Origin of the sequence: Nonomuraea sp. LP-02 (genome assembly GCF_036289125.1) — a bacterium.
Taxonomy (GTDB): Bacteria; Actinomycetota; Actinomycetes; order Streptosporangiales; family Streptosporangiaceae; genus Nonomuraea; species Nonomuraea bangladeshensis.
This window is the reverse complement of record NZ_JAXCLK010000002.1, coordinates 427,240-442,723: the sequence shown is the minus strand read 5'-3', so window position 1 is coordinate 442,723 and position 15,484 is coordinate 427,240. Positions and strand designations below refer to the sequence as shown.

General features: G+C 72.7%; 16 protein-coding genes. 5 read left to right on the top strand and 11 right to left on the bottom strand.

What is annotated here, in order from left to right; translation table 11 throughout:
- Positions 1–20 precede the first annotated feature (20 nt).
- Entirely contained in the window at positions 21–227 is a 207-nt protein-coding gene (locus SMD20_RS45275; protein WP_329593621.1) for a hypothetical protein, read from the top strand.
- Positions 224–1,060 (top strand): hypothetical protein, encoded by an 837-nt coding sequence (locus SMD20_RS45270; protein ID WP_329593619.1) that lies wholly within the window; start codon positions 224–226, stop codon positions 1,058–1,060. The genes SMD20_RS45275 and SMD20_RS45270 overlap by 4 nt, the downstream gene beginning before the upstream one ends.
- A gap of 97 nt (positions 1,061–1,157) precedes the next feature.
- Here the strand turns inward: SMD20_RS45270 and SMD20_RS45265 are convergent, their stop codons facing one another.
- On the bottom strand, positions 1,158–2,018 hold the full coding sequence (locus SMD20_RS45265) for an SDR family oxidoreductase (protein ID WP_329593618.1): 861 nt from the start codon (positions 2,016–2,018) through the stop codon (positions 1,158–1,160).
- 88 nt (positions 2,019–2,106) lie between these two features.
- Between SMD20_RS45265 and SMD20_RS45260 the strand changes: the two genes are divergently transcribed.
- Positions 2,107–2,859, top strand: coding sequence for a TetR/AcrR family transcriptional regulator (locus tag SMD20_RS45260; RefSeq protein WP_329593616.1), 753 nt, complete (start codon positions 2,107–2,109; stop codon positions 2,857–2,859).
- Between the two features lie 54 nt (positions 2,860–2,913).
- A complete protein-coding gene (locus tag SMD20_RS45255; RefSeq protein ID WP_329594759.1) occupies positions 2,914–3,732 on the top strand; it encodes an SDR family oxidoreductase in 819 nt (272 codons plus the stop codon).
- On the opposite strand, the gene SMD20_RS45250 is transcribed toward SMD20_RS45255, so the two are convergent.
- From SMD20_RS45250 to SMD20_RS45210, 9 genes are all read right to left on the bottom strand, one after another.
- Positions 3,729–5,189 (bottom strand): aldehyde dehydrogenase family protein, encoded by a 1,461-nt coding sequence (locus tag SMD20_RS45250; RefSeq protein ID WP_329593614.1) that lies wholly within the window; start codon positions 5,187–5,189, stop codon positions 3,729–3,731. The two genes, SMD20_RS45255 and SMD20_RS45250, sit on opposite strands and share 4 nt — an antisense overlap.
- Positions 5,190–5,191: 2 nt before the next feature.
- Positions 5,192–6,307 (bottom strand): NAD(P)-dependent alcohol dehydrogenase, encoded by a 1,116-nt coding sequence (locus SMD20_RS45245; RefSeq protein WP_329593612.1) that lies wholly within the window; start codon positions 6,305–6,307, stop codon positions 5,192–5,194.
- The gene (locus SMD20_RS45240) at positions 6,304–7,650 is read right to left on the bottom strand and encodes an amidase (protein WP_329593610.1); all 1,347 of its coding nucleotides are present in this window, start codon (positions 7,648–7,650) and stop codon (positions 6,304–6,306) included. The genes SMD20_RS45245 and SMD20_RS45240 overlap by 4 nt, the downstream gene beginning before the upstream one ends.
- Positions 7,640–8,671: a branched-chain amino acid ABC transporter permease gene (locus SMD20_RS45235; protein ID WP_329593608.1), complete on the bottom strand. Its 1,032-nt coding sequence runs from the start codon at positions 8,669–8,671 to the stop codon at positions 7,640–7,642. The genes SMD20_RS45240 and SMD20_RS45235 overlap by 11 nt, the downstream gene beginning before the upstream one ends.
- Complete coding sequence (locus SMD20_RS45230; RefSeq protein WP_329593607.1) at positions 8,668–9,534, bottom strand: branched-chain amino acid ABC transporter permease; 867 nt, start codon at positions 9,532–9,534, stop codon at positions 8,668–8,670. The genes SMD20_RS45235 and SMD20_RS45230 overlap by 4 nt, the downstream gene beginning before the upstream one ends.
- Before the next feature lies 1 nt (position 9,535).
- Positions 9,536–10,261 carry an ABC transporter ATP-binding protein gene (locus tag SMD20_RS45225; protein ID WP_329593605.1) on the bottom strand — a complete coding sequence of 242 codons (726 nt, stop codon included), beginning with the start codon at positions 10,259–10,261 and terminating at the stop codon, positions 9,536–9,538.
- Complete coding sequence (locus SMD20_RS45220) at positions 10,258–11,013, bottom strand: ABC transporter ATP-binding protein (RefSeq protein WP_329593603.1); 756 nt, start codon at positions 11,011–11,013, stop codon at positions 10,258–10,260. Before SMD20_RS45220 ends, SMD20_RS45225 begins: the two co-directional genes overlap by 4 nt.
- Complete coding sequence (locus SMD20_RS45215; protein ID WP_329593602.1) at positions 11,010–12,314, bottom strand: ABC transporter substrate-binding protein; 1,305 nt, start codon at positions 12,312–12,314, stop codon at positions 11,010–11,012. Before SMD20_RS45215 ends, SMD20_RS45220 begins: the two co-directional genes overlap by 4 nt.
- Positions 12,315–12,544: 230 nt before the next feature.
- A complete protein-coding gene (locus tag SMD20_RS45210; protein ID WP_329593600.1) occupies positions 12,545–13,363 on the bottom strand; it encodes an IclR family transcriptional regulator in 819 nt (272 codons plus the stop codon).
- Between the two features lie 80 nt (positions 13,364–13,443).
- Between SMD20_RS45210 and SMD20_RS45205 the strand changes: the two genes are divergently transcribed.
- The gene (locus SMD20_RS45205; protein ID WP_329593598.1) at positions 13,444–14,925 is read left to right on the top strand and encodes an aldehyde dehydrogenase family protein; all 1,482 of its coding nucleotides are present in this window, start codon (positions 13,444–13,446) and stop codon (positions 14,923–14,925) included.
- 9 nt (positions 14,926–14,934) lie between these two features.
- On the opposite strand, the gene SMD20_RS45200 is transcribed toward SMD20_RS45205, so the two are convergent.
- Positions 14,935–15,426 carry a MarR family winged helix-turn-helix transcriptional regulator gene (locus tag SMD20_RS45200; protein ID WP_329593596.1) on the bottom strand — a complete coding sequence of 164 codons (492 nt, stop codon included), beginning with the start codon at positions 15,424–15,426 and terminating at the stop codon, positions 14,935–14,937.
- Between the last annotated feature and the right edge of the window lie 58 nt (positions 15,427–15,484).

The following is a 15,484-nucleotide window of genomic DNA, read 5'->3' as shown; positions in this document are numbered from 1 at the left end:
GCGATGACTTCATGGCGACCGTGAGAAGACTTCTGGTACTCGCCTTCGCCGCGCTCATCGGCGGCCTGCTGTTACCCGGGCAGGCCGCCCATGCGACCCCCGTGCAGGGCTATCTGCCCTGGTCGATCCTGCTGTGCAAGTTCGCCGACCATCCCGAGGAACCCCAGCCGCCGTCGTACTTCGAGGAGCTGTTCCTGCCCGCGGGCAAGGCGGCCGTACGAGCATGACCGTGCAGCTGGCTCCGCTGGAGCGTCAGGATCTGCCGGGAGCGTTGCTGCTGCGCGTCCCGTTCGACCCGGCCGACCTGAACCACTACTACACCGTCGAGTTCCGCAAGAAGACGGGCGTGAGCGAGGCCATCCCCCTCATCCACGAGGTCAACAAAGGCCGGTCCATCCTGCTGCTCGACCTCGGCACCCGTTGGCCCGTGCGGTCGGTGAACGCCAACGGCGTCACCATCGCGATCAACGCGGTGAACGACGAGGTGGCCACCGTGACGGTGACCACCAGCATGCCTGACAAGTGCGTGGCCGGGTACGTCTTCCGCGACGCCGTACCGGGCGACCGGGTGTGCGTCACCCCCGCCACCCGCGACCAGGCCGCGGCCGACAACGCGGACGCGGGCAACTGGGAGGACGAGTACGGCAGGTGCATCCTGAACCGGACCTACCGCAAGGTCGTGCCGCACGACACGGTGTGCGTGTCCCAGCGCACCGCGCTGCAGGTCATCAGCGACAACAAGAACGCGGCCGGCCGGATCAACCCGACCAAGCACTTCTTCGGCCCGAACACCTGCAAGTCCGGCTACCTGTGGCGCGGCGCCGACGACAGTGACCACGTCTGCGTGACCCAGGAGACGTACGACCAGGTGCACGCGGACAACGCGGCCGCCCCCTCACGCTGGACCAACGGACCGTACGGGCCGCAGACCTGCATCGACGGCTACGTCTGGCGGGAGGCGTTCATCGGCGACAAGGTCTGCGTGACCCACGCGATCAGGGCGCAGACCCGCGAGGACACCAGAACCGCCGGGGACCGCGTCTACCCGCCCTGGAGCTGACCGCCGGAGGTGAAGGACCCCGCCAGGGAGTGGCGAGCGCGCGGACGGCGGCGGCCGCGCTCGCCCTGGTGGCACTCCCTGTGGCGGTGGCTCGGGTCTATTCGGCCCAGGCGCGCTCCAGCAGGGCGCCGAAGGTGGCGGGCTCCCGCCCGATCAGCTCGGCGAGCGTCGGGTCGACGGCGGTGAACTCGCCGTTCCGCGCCGCCGCGAAGATGCTCACCATCAGGTCGGCGATCGGGGCCGGGGCGCCGTGCGCCAGGAACTGCTCGTGGAAGGCGTCGTCGGTGACGACGGTGCGGGTGAAGGGCCGTCCGGTGGCCTGGGACGCGATCTCGGCGACGGCGCCGAAGTCGAGCGCCGCCGGGCCAGTGAGCGGCGGGGTGGGCCCCTCGAAGCGGCCCTCGTCGGCGAGGATCGCGGCGGTGGCCTCGGCGAGGTCGTCGTGGCCGGTCCAGGCGACGGGGCCGTCGGCGGGGAGGGCGATGTCGCCGGTGTGGCGGGCGGGCTCCAGGAAGTGCAGGGCGCTGGCCGCGTAGAAGCCGTTGCGCAGCGCGGTCCAGGGCAGGCCGGTGGCGCGCAGCAGGTCCTCGGTACGGGCGTGGTCGCGGCACGCCTGGAAGCGGGAGTCGTGGGCGGCGCCCATCTGGCTGGTGTAGAGGATGCGGCCGACGCCGGCCTTCACGGCGGCGTCGATGGCGGTGCGGTGGCCGGTGACGCACTCCTCGCCGACGCGGTCGAGGGAGACGAGGAGCAGCTGCTCGGCCCCCTCGAAGGAGTGCACGAGCGAGGCGGGATCGTCGAAGTCGCCCTGCCGGACGCGGACGCCGCGGTCGGCGAGGTCCTGGGCCTTGCGGGGATCGCGGACGCTGACGCCGACGCGGTCGGCGGGGACGCGCTCCAGGAGGCGTTCGACAGTGCTGCGGCCGAGCTTTCCGGTGGCTCCGGTCACGATGATCACAGTGTTCTCCCCACGCTGTTTCCAGTGGAATCACTGTGACGTTAACACTGGAATATCAGTGGAACCAAATCCTCGGTATCGTTGGTACATGGCTACCCGCGACACCACCGACAGCCCTCGTCGCCGCATCGTCGAGGCGGCCGTCGAGCTCCTGGAGAACGGCGGCCCGGACGCGGTGAGCACCCGCGCGGTCGCCGCGGCGGCCGGAATGCAGCCGCCGGCGATCTACCGTCTCTTCGGCGACAAGGAAGGGCTCCTGGAGGCCGTCGCCGAGCACGGCTACGCCCAGTTCCTGGAGAGCAAGCGCGCGCTGCTCGACCCCGAACCGCAGGACGCGGTGGAGGACCTGCGCCGCGGCTGGGACACGGTCGTGGAGTTCGGGATCTCCCGCCCCGAGCTGTTCACGGTGATGAACAGGGCCACCGGCCGGGGGGCGGACATGGCACACCGCGCGGGCCTGGAGATCCTCCATGGCCGGGTGCGCCGGCTGGCGGCCGGGGGGTGGCTGCGGGTCGACGAGGAACTGGCCGCCCAGATCATCCAGGCCACCGGCCGAGGCGCGGTCATCACCTGGCACTCCACCCCGCCGGAACGCCGCAATCCGGCGCTGCTGACCGTCCTCCGCGAGGCCATGGTCGCCGCCATCACCCGCGCCGAACCGACGGTCCCCGTCGCGGAGACCGGCCCCGCGGCGGCGGCCCGCGCGCTGCGCGCGGCTCTCCCCGATGAGGCCGATGTCCTGAGCGACGCCGAGCAGCACCTGCTGCGCGAGTGGCTCACCCGCCTGGCGGCGGACGGCGGCGCGAAGCCCCTGCCGCGGCCCGGCTGCGAGAATGGCTGAGCCACACCGCCAAGGAGACCCACAGTGACCCAGCCCGATCAGACGAAGATCGCCGTGACGGGAGCGACCGGCCACGTCGGCGGCCGGGTCGCCCGCAGACTCGCCGCGGCCGGGGTGCCGCAGCGTCTGGCGGTGCGCGACCCCGGCCGCGCCCCGGACCTGCCCGGCACGACCGCGGTCCGCTGCGCCTACGGCGAGCCCGGCGCGGCCGCCGCCCTGGAAGGCGTCGAGGTGCTCTTCATGGTCTCGGCCTCCGAGTCACCCGACCGCCTGGACCGGCAGCGGGCGTTCGTGGACGCCGCCGCGCAGGCAGGGGTCCGGCACGTGGTCTACCTGTCGTTCTTCGGTGCCGCGCCGGACGCCGTCTTCACCCTGGCACGTGACCACTGGGCCACCGAGCAGCACCTGCGCGGCAGCGGGATGTCCTTCACCTTCCTGCGCGACAACCTCTACGCCGACTTCATGCCCGCCCTGGTGGGCGAGGACGGCGTCATCCGCGGCCCGGCGGGGGAGGGCCGGGCCGCGGTCGTGGCTCAGGACGACATCGCCGACGCCGCCACCGCCGTACTGCTACGGCCGGACGAGCACGCCGGCCGCACGTACGACCTGACCGGCCCGCACGCGCTCACCCTGACGGAGGTCGCCGCGATCCTGTCGCGGGCGAGCGGCCGTACGATCACCTACCGGCCCGAGACGGTGGAGGAGGCCCATCGCTCCCGCGCCTCCTACGGCGCCCCGGGCTGGCAGGTCGACGCGTGGGTGTCCACCTACACCGCCATCGCGGCGGGGCAGCTCGACGGGGTGAGCGACGACGTGCCCCGCCTGACGGGTCACGCCGCCACCCCGCTCGCCGACGTCGTCAGCGCACCCTAGAAGGGGTAGTGGGCGTGCTGGGTCGCCAGGGTGATCCAGCGGGTGTTGGTGAACGCCTCGATGCCCCACCGGCCGCCGAAGCGTCCGTAGCCGGAGGACTTGAAGCCGCCGAACGGGGCCTGCGGCTCGTCGGCGACCGACTGGTCGTTGATGTGCACGATGCCGGTCTGCAGCCGGCGGGCCACGCGCAGCCCGTGGGTGCCGTTCTCGGTGATGATGCCGGCGGTCAGGCCGTGGTCGGTGTCGTTGGCCTTGGCGATCGCCTCCTCGTCGGTGGCGAAGGTGTCGATGACGCAGATCGGGCCGAAGCCTTCGCCGTAGTACAGGTCGGCGTCGCCGGGCACGCCGGTCAGGACGGTCGCCGGGTGGACCGCGCCCTCCGGCTCGCCTCCTCCGGTCACGACGGTGGCGCCCTTGGCGACGGCGTCGCTGACGAGGGCGGCCACGCGCCGCGCGGCGGCGGCCGAGACCAGCGGCCCGATGACCGTCGTGGGCTCGGCCGGGTCGCCGGCGGGCAGCGCGGCGACCTTGGCGGCGAACCTGGCCGTGAACTCCTCGGCCAGCGACTCGTGCACCAGGACGCGGTCGCCGGACATGCAGATCTGCCCGGCGTTCATGAACACGCCGAACGTCGCCGCGTCCACCGCGTAGTCCAGGTCGGCGTCGTCGAGCACGATGATGGCGTTCTTGCCGCCGAGCTCCAGCATGGCGGGCTTGAGGTGCCGGGCGGCGTGAGTGCCGATGATGCGGCCGACCTCGGTGGAGCCGGTGAAGTTGACGGCGCGGACGCGCGGGTCGGCGATGAGCGTCTCGGCGATCTGCGCGGCGTCGGCCGGGTCGTTGGTGACGACGTTGAGCACCCCGTCGGGGAGCCCGGCCTCGGCCAGCACGTCGGCGACGAACAGGCCGCAGGCGATCGGCGCGTCCTCGCTGGGCTTCATGACGACGGTGTTGCCGGCGGCGAGCGCGGCGGCCACCGAGCGGACGCCGAGGATGAGGGGCGCGTTCCAGGGGGAGAAGGCGGCGACCACGCCGACGGGCTCGCGTACGGCCAGGCCGAGCGCGCCTTCCTCCTGCGCGGTGAGCACGTCGCCGCGGGGGGCGGTGATCGCGGCGGCGGCCTCGCGCAGCATGTTCGCGGCCAGGCCGACGTTGAACAGGGCCCAGGGCCGGGTGCCGCCGACCTCGCCCGCCATGAGGGCGGCCGCCTGCTCGCCGCGTTCCTGGAGCAGGTCGGCGGCCTTGAGGAAGATCGCGCGGCGGGCGAAGGGGCTGAGCGCCGCCCAGTCGTCGAAGGCGGCCTGCGCCGCGTCCACGGCGAGGGTCACGTCCTCGGGGCCGGCCGCGGCCACGGTGGCGTACGGCTGTCCGGTGTAGGGGTTGAAGTCGGCGGTGGTACGGCCGGACCGCGCGGGCACGCTCTTGCCGCCGATGAGCAGTTCGCGGGTGATAGTCATGATTAATCCTTAATACGAAGGACGGGCTTGAGCACGTCGCCCCGGTGACTGTCTTCCAGTGCCGTCTCGATGTCGGCCAGGTCGTAGAAGCGGACCAGCCGGTCGAAGGGGAAGCGTCCCTGCCGGTGCAGCTCGATCAGGGTGGGGATGAGCGTCTCGCTGCGGCCGCTGCCGCCGAGGGTGCCGACGATGCGTTTGCCCCACAACGTCGTCAGGTGGTCGAGGGCGAACTCGGCGCCTGCCGGGGCGCCGCCGATGAGGACGCAGGTGCCCAGCATGCCGACGCTGTCGGCCGCCTGGCGTACGACGGGGATGACGCCGGTGCACTCCAGGGCGGCATCGGCGGGGCCGTCGCAGATGCGGTGCACGTCGGCGACGGGGTCGGTCCGCGAGGCGTCGATGGTGTGGGTGGCGCCGAACTCCTTCGCCAGTTCCAGCCGGGAGGGGTGCCGGTCCACCGCGATGATCTTCGTGGCGGGCGACAGCCTGGCCGCCATCACCGCGGCCAGGCCGACCGCGCCGGCCCCGTAGATCACCAGGCTGGATCCGGGGCCGGGCTTGACGGTGTTCAGCACCGCGCCCGCTCCGGTGGCGATGCCGCAGGCGAGCGGGCCGAGCAGCTCCAGCGGCGCGTCCCGGGGCACGACGACGAGGGCGTCCGCCCAGGTGAGCGCGTAGGTGGAGAACGACGACTGGCCGAAGAAGTGGCTGTGCACGGGCGATCCGTCCGGCCTGCGCAGCGCGCTCTGGCCGGCCCGCGGGCCCAGCAGGCGGCCGCCGCCGCACAGCGCCTCGCCGAGGCGGGCGCAGTAGCGGGGTTCGCCGTCGCGGCAGTTGCGGCAGGTGCCGCACGAGGGCCAGCCGATGACCACATGGTCGCCCGGCCGTACGGAGGTGACGCCGTCGCCGACCGCCACGACCTCGCCGGCGCCTTCGTGGCCGAGCACGGCAGGGAACGGCATCGGCAGGTCGCCGTGCCGGGTGATCGTGTCGGTGTGGCAGATGCCGGAGGCGACCACGCGTACCAGGGCTTCGCCCGGTCCCGGCTCGTCGAGGTCGAGTTCTTCGACGTGGAAGCGCCCGCCGAGCTCGTCGACGACCGCGGCCGTCACTCTCATCGTTGATCTCCTTCGCTACGGATGGCGGGGGGCGGCAGGCGAGGGGTGAGCCGCTGGACGAGGCGGGCCGCGGCCAGCACCGTCGGGTCGCGCAGCGGGCCGCCGGCGAGTTGCAGCCCGATCGGCAGGCCGCCGGCCAGGGCCACGGGCACCGTGATCGCCGGCAGGCCGGCCGCGTTGAACGGCGCGGTCAGCCGGGTCAGCACGAATTCGACGGGCCACTCGCGGCCGTCCACGGTGACGGTGTCCGCGCCGATCGGCGGGGCCGTCACCGGCACGGTGGCGCAGGCCAGCACGTCGCAGCCGTCGAGCGCGGAGCGCAGCGCGGCGACGATCCGGCCCAGCGCGGCCTCCTGCCGCTCCACCTGCTCGGCGGGCGGCGCGGGCAGCCGCATCAGCTCGGCGACGTCCGGCCCGAACAGCTCCGGACGCTCGGCGAAGGCGGCCCGGTGGTAGGTGCCGGCCTCGCGGACGATCCTGGCCAGCGGTGCCTCCGGCATCAGCGGCTCGTCCGGGACGGCGACGTCCACGACGGTCACTCCGGCGTCCTCCAGCCGGGCCCGTACGGCGTCGAGCGCCGCGCGCACCTCGGGCGCGAGCACCGCGCCGAACCAGCCGCCCAGCCAGCCGACCCGCAGCCGTTCCGGTGGTTCGCCTGGGAGAGGGCCGGCGAGTCCGTCCATGAGCAGCGCCGCGTCGTCCACGGTGCGGGCCAGGACGCCGAGGTGGTCCAGCGACGGGGCCAGCGGCAGCACGCCGTCCAGCGGGATCCGGCCGCGGCTCGGCTTGAGGCCGACGCAGCCGCTGAGCGCGGCGGGGATGCGTACGCTCCCGGCCGTGTCGGAGCCGAGCCCGCCCAGAGAGCTGCCGGCGGCGACCGAGGCCGCCGACCCGCCGGACGAGCCGCCGGGGATGCGGCCGCGCCGGTACGGGTTGTGCGTGGGGCCGAAGTACGCGCTGTCGGTACGCCCGCCCCAGGCCAGCTCGTGCGTGGTGTGCTTGCCGAGGATCACCGTCCCGGCCTCCAGCAGCCGGGTCACCGCCGTCGCGTCCCGGTCCGGAACGTGTCCGGCGAAGCGGGGCGAGCCGTAGCTGGTCCGTACGCCGGCCGTGTCGATGAGGTCCTTGACGCCGATCGGGATGCCGTGCAGCGGGCCGCGCGGCGGCTCGCCGGCGAGGGTCTTCGCGCGGGCGAGCGCGGCCTCGGCGGTGACGGTGGCGTAGGCGTGCAGCGCCGGTTCGGTGGCGGCGATCCGGTCCAGCAGGTGCTCGGTCAGCTCGACCGGCGACAGCTCGCCGCGCGCGATGGCCGCCGACGCCGCGGCGACGGTGTCAACGCGCATGGCCGGGGTCCCGTACGTGGTAGCCCACGGGGAACAGGCTCAGCCCGGTCCGGTCGCGTACCAGCCCCCAGAGCCCGCCCGGCAGCCACCGCGCGGCGGCGATGCCGACGGCGCCGAGAAGCACCAGGTACCACGAGCCGTAGTCGGCCAGCAGCTGCTGCAGCGCGAAGAACACCACCGCGCCCAGCAGCGGCCCCTCGACGAAGCCGATGCCGCCGATGACCACGATGAAGATCATGTACGCCGACCACTGCACGTTGAAGATCGCGTCCGGGTTGACGCTGAGCGAGCTGACCGTGATCACCCCGCCCGCCGCGCCGGTCCCGGCGGCCGCCACCAGGTACACGATCCGCTTGGCCCGCGTCACGTCGATGCCGGCGGCGCTCGCGGCGGTCTCCTCGTCGCGCACCGCCATCAGCGACAACCCCACCCGGCCGCGCAGCAGCAGGTAGCAGCCGCCGACGGTGGCGAGGGTGAGCGCCAGCGCCACCCAGTAGGTCAGCGCGCCGCGCAGCGCGGGGTCCAGGCCGGACAGCCCGGCCAGGCCCTTGCCGCTGGCGCCGCCCAGGGCGTCGACGCGCACCACCAGCAGCCGGTACACCTCGGCGATCACCCACGTGCCGACGGCGAAGTAGTCGCCGCGCAGCCGGAAGGCCAGCCACGAGGTGGGCACCGCGAACACCACGCAGGTGAGCGCGGCCAGCGGCACCGCCAGGTACGGCTGCACCCCCAGGTCGGCCAATGCGATCACGCTGTAGGCGCCGATCCCGACGAAGGCCTGCTGGCCGACCGAGACCAGGCCGCCGAACCCGGCCAGCAGGTTCCACATGCTCGCCAGCGCGACCAGCACGTAGAAGTTGACGAGCGTGTCGGTGATGTCGCTGAACACCACGTACGGCAGCGCCGCGAGCAGCACCACGACGGCGAGCATCGCCCCGCCCGACACCTTGGAGGTGCGGGCGGCGCGGCGCACGTCCACGGCGGCCGCCGCCCGCTCGGTCAGCAGATGGGAGAGGCTCATGTGGTCCGTCCGGCGAGCAGGCCCTGCGGCCGGAAGGCCAGCACGGCGAGGAAGACGAGGTGTCCGGCGAGCAGCGTCATCGCCGGGTCGATCTGGGAGCCGAGCGACTGGGTGACGCCCAGCACGATGCCGCCCAGCAGCGTCCCCCACAGCGAGCCGAGCCCGCCGATGACGACCGCCTCGAACGCGAAGATCAGCCGGGACGGGCCGGTGGCCGGGTCGAACGACGAGCGCACCGCGAACATCAGCCCGGCCAGCGCCACGGTGGCGAAGGCGATGGCGGTGGCGACGCCGTACACGTGCCGGCTGTCGGCGCCCACCAGGTTCGCGGTCTCGCGGTCGTCGGAGGAGGCGCGCAGCATCCTGCCGAGCCCGGTGCGCGTCAGGAACACCTGGATGCCGGCCAGCACGGCGCAGGCCAGCAGGAACGTGACCAGCGGCAGCCAGCCGACGGTGACGGAGTCCGCGAGCTGGAAGGAGGAGGTGGCGAACGAGCCGCCGTCCAGGGTCCGCGTGTCGGCGGAGAAGATCTCCAGCAGCACGTTCTGCAGCACGATCGACAGCCCGAACGTGACCAGCAGGGTGGCCAGCGGCCCCGACGAGAGGCTGCCCTGCAGCAGCACCCGCTGGGTGAGGTAGCCGAGCACCGCGAACAGCGGCACGGTCACCACGATGACCACCCACAGCGGCAGCCCGGTGCCGCCGACCAGGGCGAGGGCCAGGAACGAGGCGACGACGGCCAGGTCCCCGTGGGCGAGGTTGACGATCCGCATCACGCCGAACATCAGCGACAGGCCGGTCGCGAACAGCGCGTACAGGCCGCCGAGCAGCAGTCCCTGGACCACCGCGTTGAACCATTGCATGTCAGTCTTTCCCGTCCTGCGTGAGGTCGCCGATGCCGAAGTACGCGTGCTCGACCTGCTCCGCGGTGAGCTCCGCGGGCCGGCCCGCCAGCACCGAGCGGCCTTCCAGCAGGCAGTGCACCCGGTCGGCGACGCGCAGGGCCTGCGAGACGTCCTGCTCGACGACGAGCGCGGTGGTGCCGGCGGCGACGATCTCCGGCAGCGTCTCGTAGATGCGGCGCACGATGACCGGCGCCAGGCCCAGCGACAGCTCGTCGACGAGCAGCAGGTCGGGGTTGGTCAGCAGGGCCCGGCCGATGGCCACGGCCTGCTGCTCGCCGCCGGACAGCTGCGCCGCGTTCTGGCGCCGCCGCTCGGTCATCCACGGGAACAGCTCGTAGACCCGTTCCAGGGTCCAGGGGCCGCCGCGCTTGCGGTAGGTGCCGGTGAGCAGGTTCTCCTCGACGGTGAGGGAGCGGAACAGCCGCCGGCCCTCCGGGACCAGCGCGATCCCGGCCGAGACCCGCTGGTGGGCGGGGGAGCGGGTGATGTCGCGCCCCGCGAGGTGCACGGTCCCCGAGGTGGGGGTGTTGAGCCCGGCCAGGGCCCGCAGCAGCGTGGACTTGCCGGCGCCGTTGGCGCCGATGACGGCCAGGACCTCGCCGCGTTCCAGCTCCAGGCTGACGCCGTCCACGGCGCGCAGCAGGCCGTGGTGCACGGTGAGGTCGCGGATCGACAGCAGGGTCACGATCCCTCCTCCGCTGTGCCGGCCTCCGGGCCGCCGCCCAGGTACAGCTCGCGTACCTTGGCGTCGGCGAGCACCGCGACCGGCTCGCCGTCGGCGACGACGTCGCCGCCGGCCAGGCAGATCATCCGGGCGACGGTCTTGACCAGCGCGTGCACCACGTGCTCGATCCACACGATGCCGAGCCCGTCGGCGTGCAGCCGCCTGATGACCTCGACCAGCTCGGCCACCTCGGGCTCGGTGAGCCCGCCGGCGACCTCGTCGAGCAGCAGCAGCCGGGGGCCGGTGCCGAGCGCGCGGGCCACCTCCAGCCGCTTGCGCTGCAGCAGGGTGAGCCGCCCGGCGGCGGTGTTGGCCAGGTCGGCCAGCCCGGTGCGCTCCAGCACGTCCATGGCCTGCGACCAGGCCTGCTTGCCGTGCAGCCCGGCGCCCTGGTGCGCGCACACCAGGACGTTCTCGAACACGGTGAGGTGGGTGAACGGGCGCGGCACCTGGTAGGTGCGGCCGATGCCGGCGCGGGTGCGGGCGTGCGGCGGGACGCCGGTGACGTCGCGCCCGTCCAGCCAGACCGTGCCGGCGTCCGGGCGCAGGTCGCCGGAGATCATCGCGAACAGGCTGGACTTGCCGGCCCCGTTCGGCCCGACGATGCCCAGCGCCTCGCCCGGTCCCAGCGACAGGGCCAGGTCCCGGGCGACGGTCACCTGGCCGAAGCTCTTGGACAGGCTCTCCAGGCGCAGCAGCGGCGCGGTCATCATGCGCCGGTCGGCAGCAGGTCGCCCCCGATGGGCACGGCCTTGTTCGGGGTGTTGTCCACGATGGCCACGTCCCAGGGGAACTTGGTGCCCTTGCGCCACTGGCCGCCGACCGGGTGCTGGAGGGCGATGCCGGGCTTGGGGCCGGCGGTGAAGTCCAGGTCGCCGCTCATGCAGTTGATCTTCATGGTACGCAGTTTGTCGGCCACGTCGTCGCGGTCCTTGGGGTCGCCGGCGTTCTTGAACGCCTGTACGGCGATCTCGAACAGCGAGTAGACCGAGCCGAGCGCCTGGGTCCACTGCTTGCCGGTGGCGGCGAAGTCCTCGGCGAGCTGCTGGGCGGTCTTGCCGTCCAGGGTGGACGTGTACGGGTGCGCCGGGCTCCACCAGAAGTCGGTGGCGATGTTGCTGGCGAGCGGGCCGAGGGCCTCGGCCTCGGAGGGGAAGAGCATGACCTTGGCGACGGTGGCCAGCTTCGGCTTGAACCCCTGCTGGCGGGCCTGCTTCCAGAACGTCTGGAAGTCGGGCGGGATCGGGGTGCAGGTGAACAGCTCGGCCTCCGACGACTTGAACTTCGCGATCTGCGAGCTGAAGTCGGTGACGCCGTTCTGGTACGCGCCGCCGTCCACGACCTCGTAACCAGCCTTGGTGATCATCGGGCCGAGGCCCTGACGGAAGGCGTTGGCGTCGGTGTCGTTGGGCCACAGGGCCGCGACGTTCTTGTTGCCCACCTCCATGCGCTCCCACATGGGGAAGAAGCAGTCGGCGAACTCCTGCATGCCGAAGAAGAACAGCGTCGTGTACTTGAAGCCCTCGCCGTCCTTGCCGCCCCGGCCGTTCCACCACGCCTCCCAGGGGGCGATGGTGGTGACGTTCGGGATGCCGTTGGCCTCGCACTGGTCGGCCACCGGGTTGGTGGTGTCCGGCGTCGAGGAGCCGACGATGAGGTCCACCTTGTCGCTGTTGATGAGCTGGCGGGTCACCTCGGTGGCCCGGTTGGGGTTGGACTGGGTGTCCTTGACGATGATCTCGACGGTGCGCTTCTTCCCACCGGCGGTGAAGCCGTTGCGTAGCGCCTCGGTGACCTGCTTGACCACGAAGTTGTCGGCGGTGGCGAAGCCGGCCAGCGCGCCGGTCTGCGGGCTCACGTAGCCGATCTTGAGGACGTCGGAGGACGAGGCGCCGGTGCCCTTGAGGCCTCCGCAGGCGCTCAGCAGCGGCGCCCCGCCGATCGCGGCGGCGCCGAGGCCGACCGCGCTGAGGAAGGATCGGCGGTTCATGCCGCCGGGGGAAGCGTCGCTCACGCGAGGACTCCTTATGCCGGACGATGTCCCGTCCATGGCGATACGCGCCGAGGGGACATCTGGGGGTGCTCTTCGAGAAAAAGGGGTCGGCTGCCCGCCCGGTTCGTGGCCGTGGCGGGGCTCCGACCTGCGGAATGCCGTGAAGGTGACCCTGACCGTACGGCTCCGTTAACACCCGTGCAACAGGACGTCCGAAGGAATGGAACGCGAATTCACTGACTGGAACGCAGCTAGGCCGAGGGCCGGTAGCCGAGCCGCCGGGAGATCTCCGCGGCCGTGCGCCGCAGCGGCGCCTCCAGCCGCCCCGCCAGCGCCTCGACGGTGGTCGGGGCCATCGTCAGGTAGACCGCGATGTTGATCGCGGCCACCACGTCGCCCGAACGGTCGCGCAGCGGCGCGGAGAACGAGCGCAGGCCCGGGGCCAGCTCCTCGTCGTTGACCGCGATCCCGTTCTGGCGCACCTTGGCCAGCGCGGCCAGCAGCTGCTCCCGGTTGGTGATGGTCTTGGGCCCCCGGCGGGCCATGTCGGTGCGGTCCAGGACCTGCCGGAGCGCCGCCGGGTCCCGGTAGGCCAGCAGCACCTTGCCCATCGAGGTGCAGTAGGCCGGCAGCCGCGAGCCGACGTGCAGGTTGAGGTCCATGGCCAGGGACGTGCGCCTGGTGCTGCGCCGCCGGTCGACGTAGACGACGTCGGGCCCGTCGGCGACGGCCACGCTGGTGGTGAACCCCGTCTCGTCGGCCAGCGCCTGCAGCAGCGGCCCGGTGACGCGGGTGAGCTCCATCGAGTCGATCGCGGCGAAGCCCAGGTCGACGGCGCGCGGGCCGAGGAAGTACTTCTTCGTCTCCGGGTCCTGCTGCAGGTACTGCAGCGAGGTGAGCGTGGCGACGTAGCGGTGCGTGGTGCTCTTGTTCAGCCCCACGGCGCGGGCCAGGTCGGCGATCCCCAGCACCGAGCGGTCGCCGGTGAACGCGTCCAGGATGCTCAGCCCGCGCTCCAGCGACACCGAGTGGGACGCCGCGTGGGTCCGGGCGGACTCTTCATCGGTCACAGTGGTCAGCATATGATTCCACCGTTCTAGTCATCCGAATACTTCTGATCCGCATACGTCGAACGAGAGGACCACGGCACATGGCCCGAGCGGGGAGCGACTGGCGCAAGTCGCGATTCGGGCACTTCATCGGCGGCGAGTGGGTGGCCGCCGGCTCCGGCCGTACCTATCCCGACCACTCGCCGTGGTCCGGCGAGGTGCTCGCCGAGGTGGCCGCCGGCGACGCCGAGGACGCGCAGGCGGCCATCGCCGCCGCGCACGCGGCGTTCCCCGGCTGGTCGGCGCTGCCGCCCGGACGGCGCCAGCACGTCTTCCTGCGCGCCGCCGACATCGTGGACGCCAGGCGCGGCGAGATCCTCGACGCCCTGGCCGCCGAGACCGGGTGCGGCCGTTACTTCGGCGAGGTCCAGGTCGACTTCGCGCTCAAGCTGCTGCGTCAGGCCGCCCAGCTCGCCTACCAGCCGACCGGGAGCCTGCTGCCGTCCGACGTCGAGGGCATGCAGGCGATGGCGGTCCGCCGCCCGGTCGGCGTGGTCGGCGCCATCGCGCCGTGGAACGCCTCGCTCACCCTGTCGGGACGGGCCGTCGTCGGCCCGCTCGCCCTCGGCAACACCGTCGTGGTCAAGCCGTCGGAGGAGGCCCCGTACACCGGCGGCGCCCTGTGGGCCGAGGTGCTGCACGAGGCAGGGCTGCCGGCCGGCGCGCTCAACGTGGTCACGCACGCGCCGGGCGAGGCCGGCGGCGTGGCCGACGCGATGCTGGCCAGCCCGCTGGTCAAGCGCGTCAACTTCACCGGCTCCACCCCGACCGGCCGGCGCCTGGCCGAGAAGGCGGGCCGCCACCTCAAGCGGGTCGTGCTCCAGCTCAGCGGCCAGAACCCGCTCATCGTCACCCGCGACGCCGACCTCGCCTACGCGGTCAACGCCGCCACCTACGGCGCTTTCATCCACCAGGGCCAGGTGTGCATGTGCGCCCGGCGCATCTACGTGGAACGGCCGCTGGCCGACGAGTTCACCGCGCGGTTCGCGGCCAAGGTGGCGGCGCTGCCCACCGGCGACCCGCACGACCCGGCCACGGTGGTCGGCCCCGTGATCAACGAATGGGCGCTGGCGCTGCTGGACCGCCGGGTCAAGGAGGCCGTCGAGCTCGGCTCCCGCGTCCTGGCGGGCGGCGTGCCGCAGCCCCCGTGCTACCCCGCGACCGTGCTGACCGATGTCCCGGACGAGGCCGAGATCGCGCAGGGCGAGACGTTCGGTCCGGTCGTGGTCGTGGAGGCCGTCGACTCGGCCGAGGAGGCGGTGACCCGCGCCAACGCCTCCGACCTGGGCCTGGCCGCGTCGGTCATCACCGGCGACCCCCGTCACGGGCTGAAGCTGGCCTCCCGGCTGGAGGTCGGCATCGTGCACGTCAACGACCAGCCGGTGAACGACGAGCCGCACATGCCGTTCGGCGGCGTCAAGGACAGCGGCTGGGGGCGGTTCGGGCTCGGGTTCGCCGCCGAGGAGTTCAGCGAGCTGCAGTGGGTCACCGTCCGCGACCAGGACCGCGCCTTCCCCTTCTGAGCCGTCGTCTCATTCGTCGTAGCGGGTGTAGATCGCCGCCGTCGTCCCCGAAGGGTCCAGCCTGGCCAGGATGGCGTCGGCGATGGCGGCGAGCTGGTCGAGCTGCTCCGGGGTGAGGGGGTCGACGACGTGGTGGTGGACGGTGGCCACGTGGCCGGGGGCCGCCTGCCGTACCTTCTCCCATCCGTCGTCCGTGAGCCGGACGTGCGTCGTACGGCGGTCCTCCGGGAGGGAGAAACGCTCCACCAGCCCCCGCCCCTCCAGGCGGGTCACCACGTGGGAGAGCCGGGGGAGTGTGGCGTTGGTGCCCCAGGACAGCTCGGTCATGCGCGACGTCCGTCCGGGCGTCTCCGACAGCGTCGCCAGCACGTAGTACTCGAACTCTGTCAGGCCGGCGTCGCGGCGCAGCTGGGCGTCGAGCACGCCCGGGAGCAGTTCGAGCACCGCGCGCAGCCGGACCCAGGCGCGCAGCTGCGGCCGGTCGAGCCAGGGAGTGTCCAAAAGGATCCGTCCTCACCGGGAATGGTTGTCGCGACAAGTTTGCTACCCATGATGATCC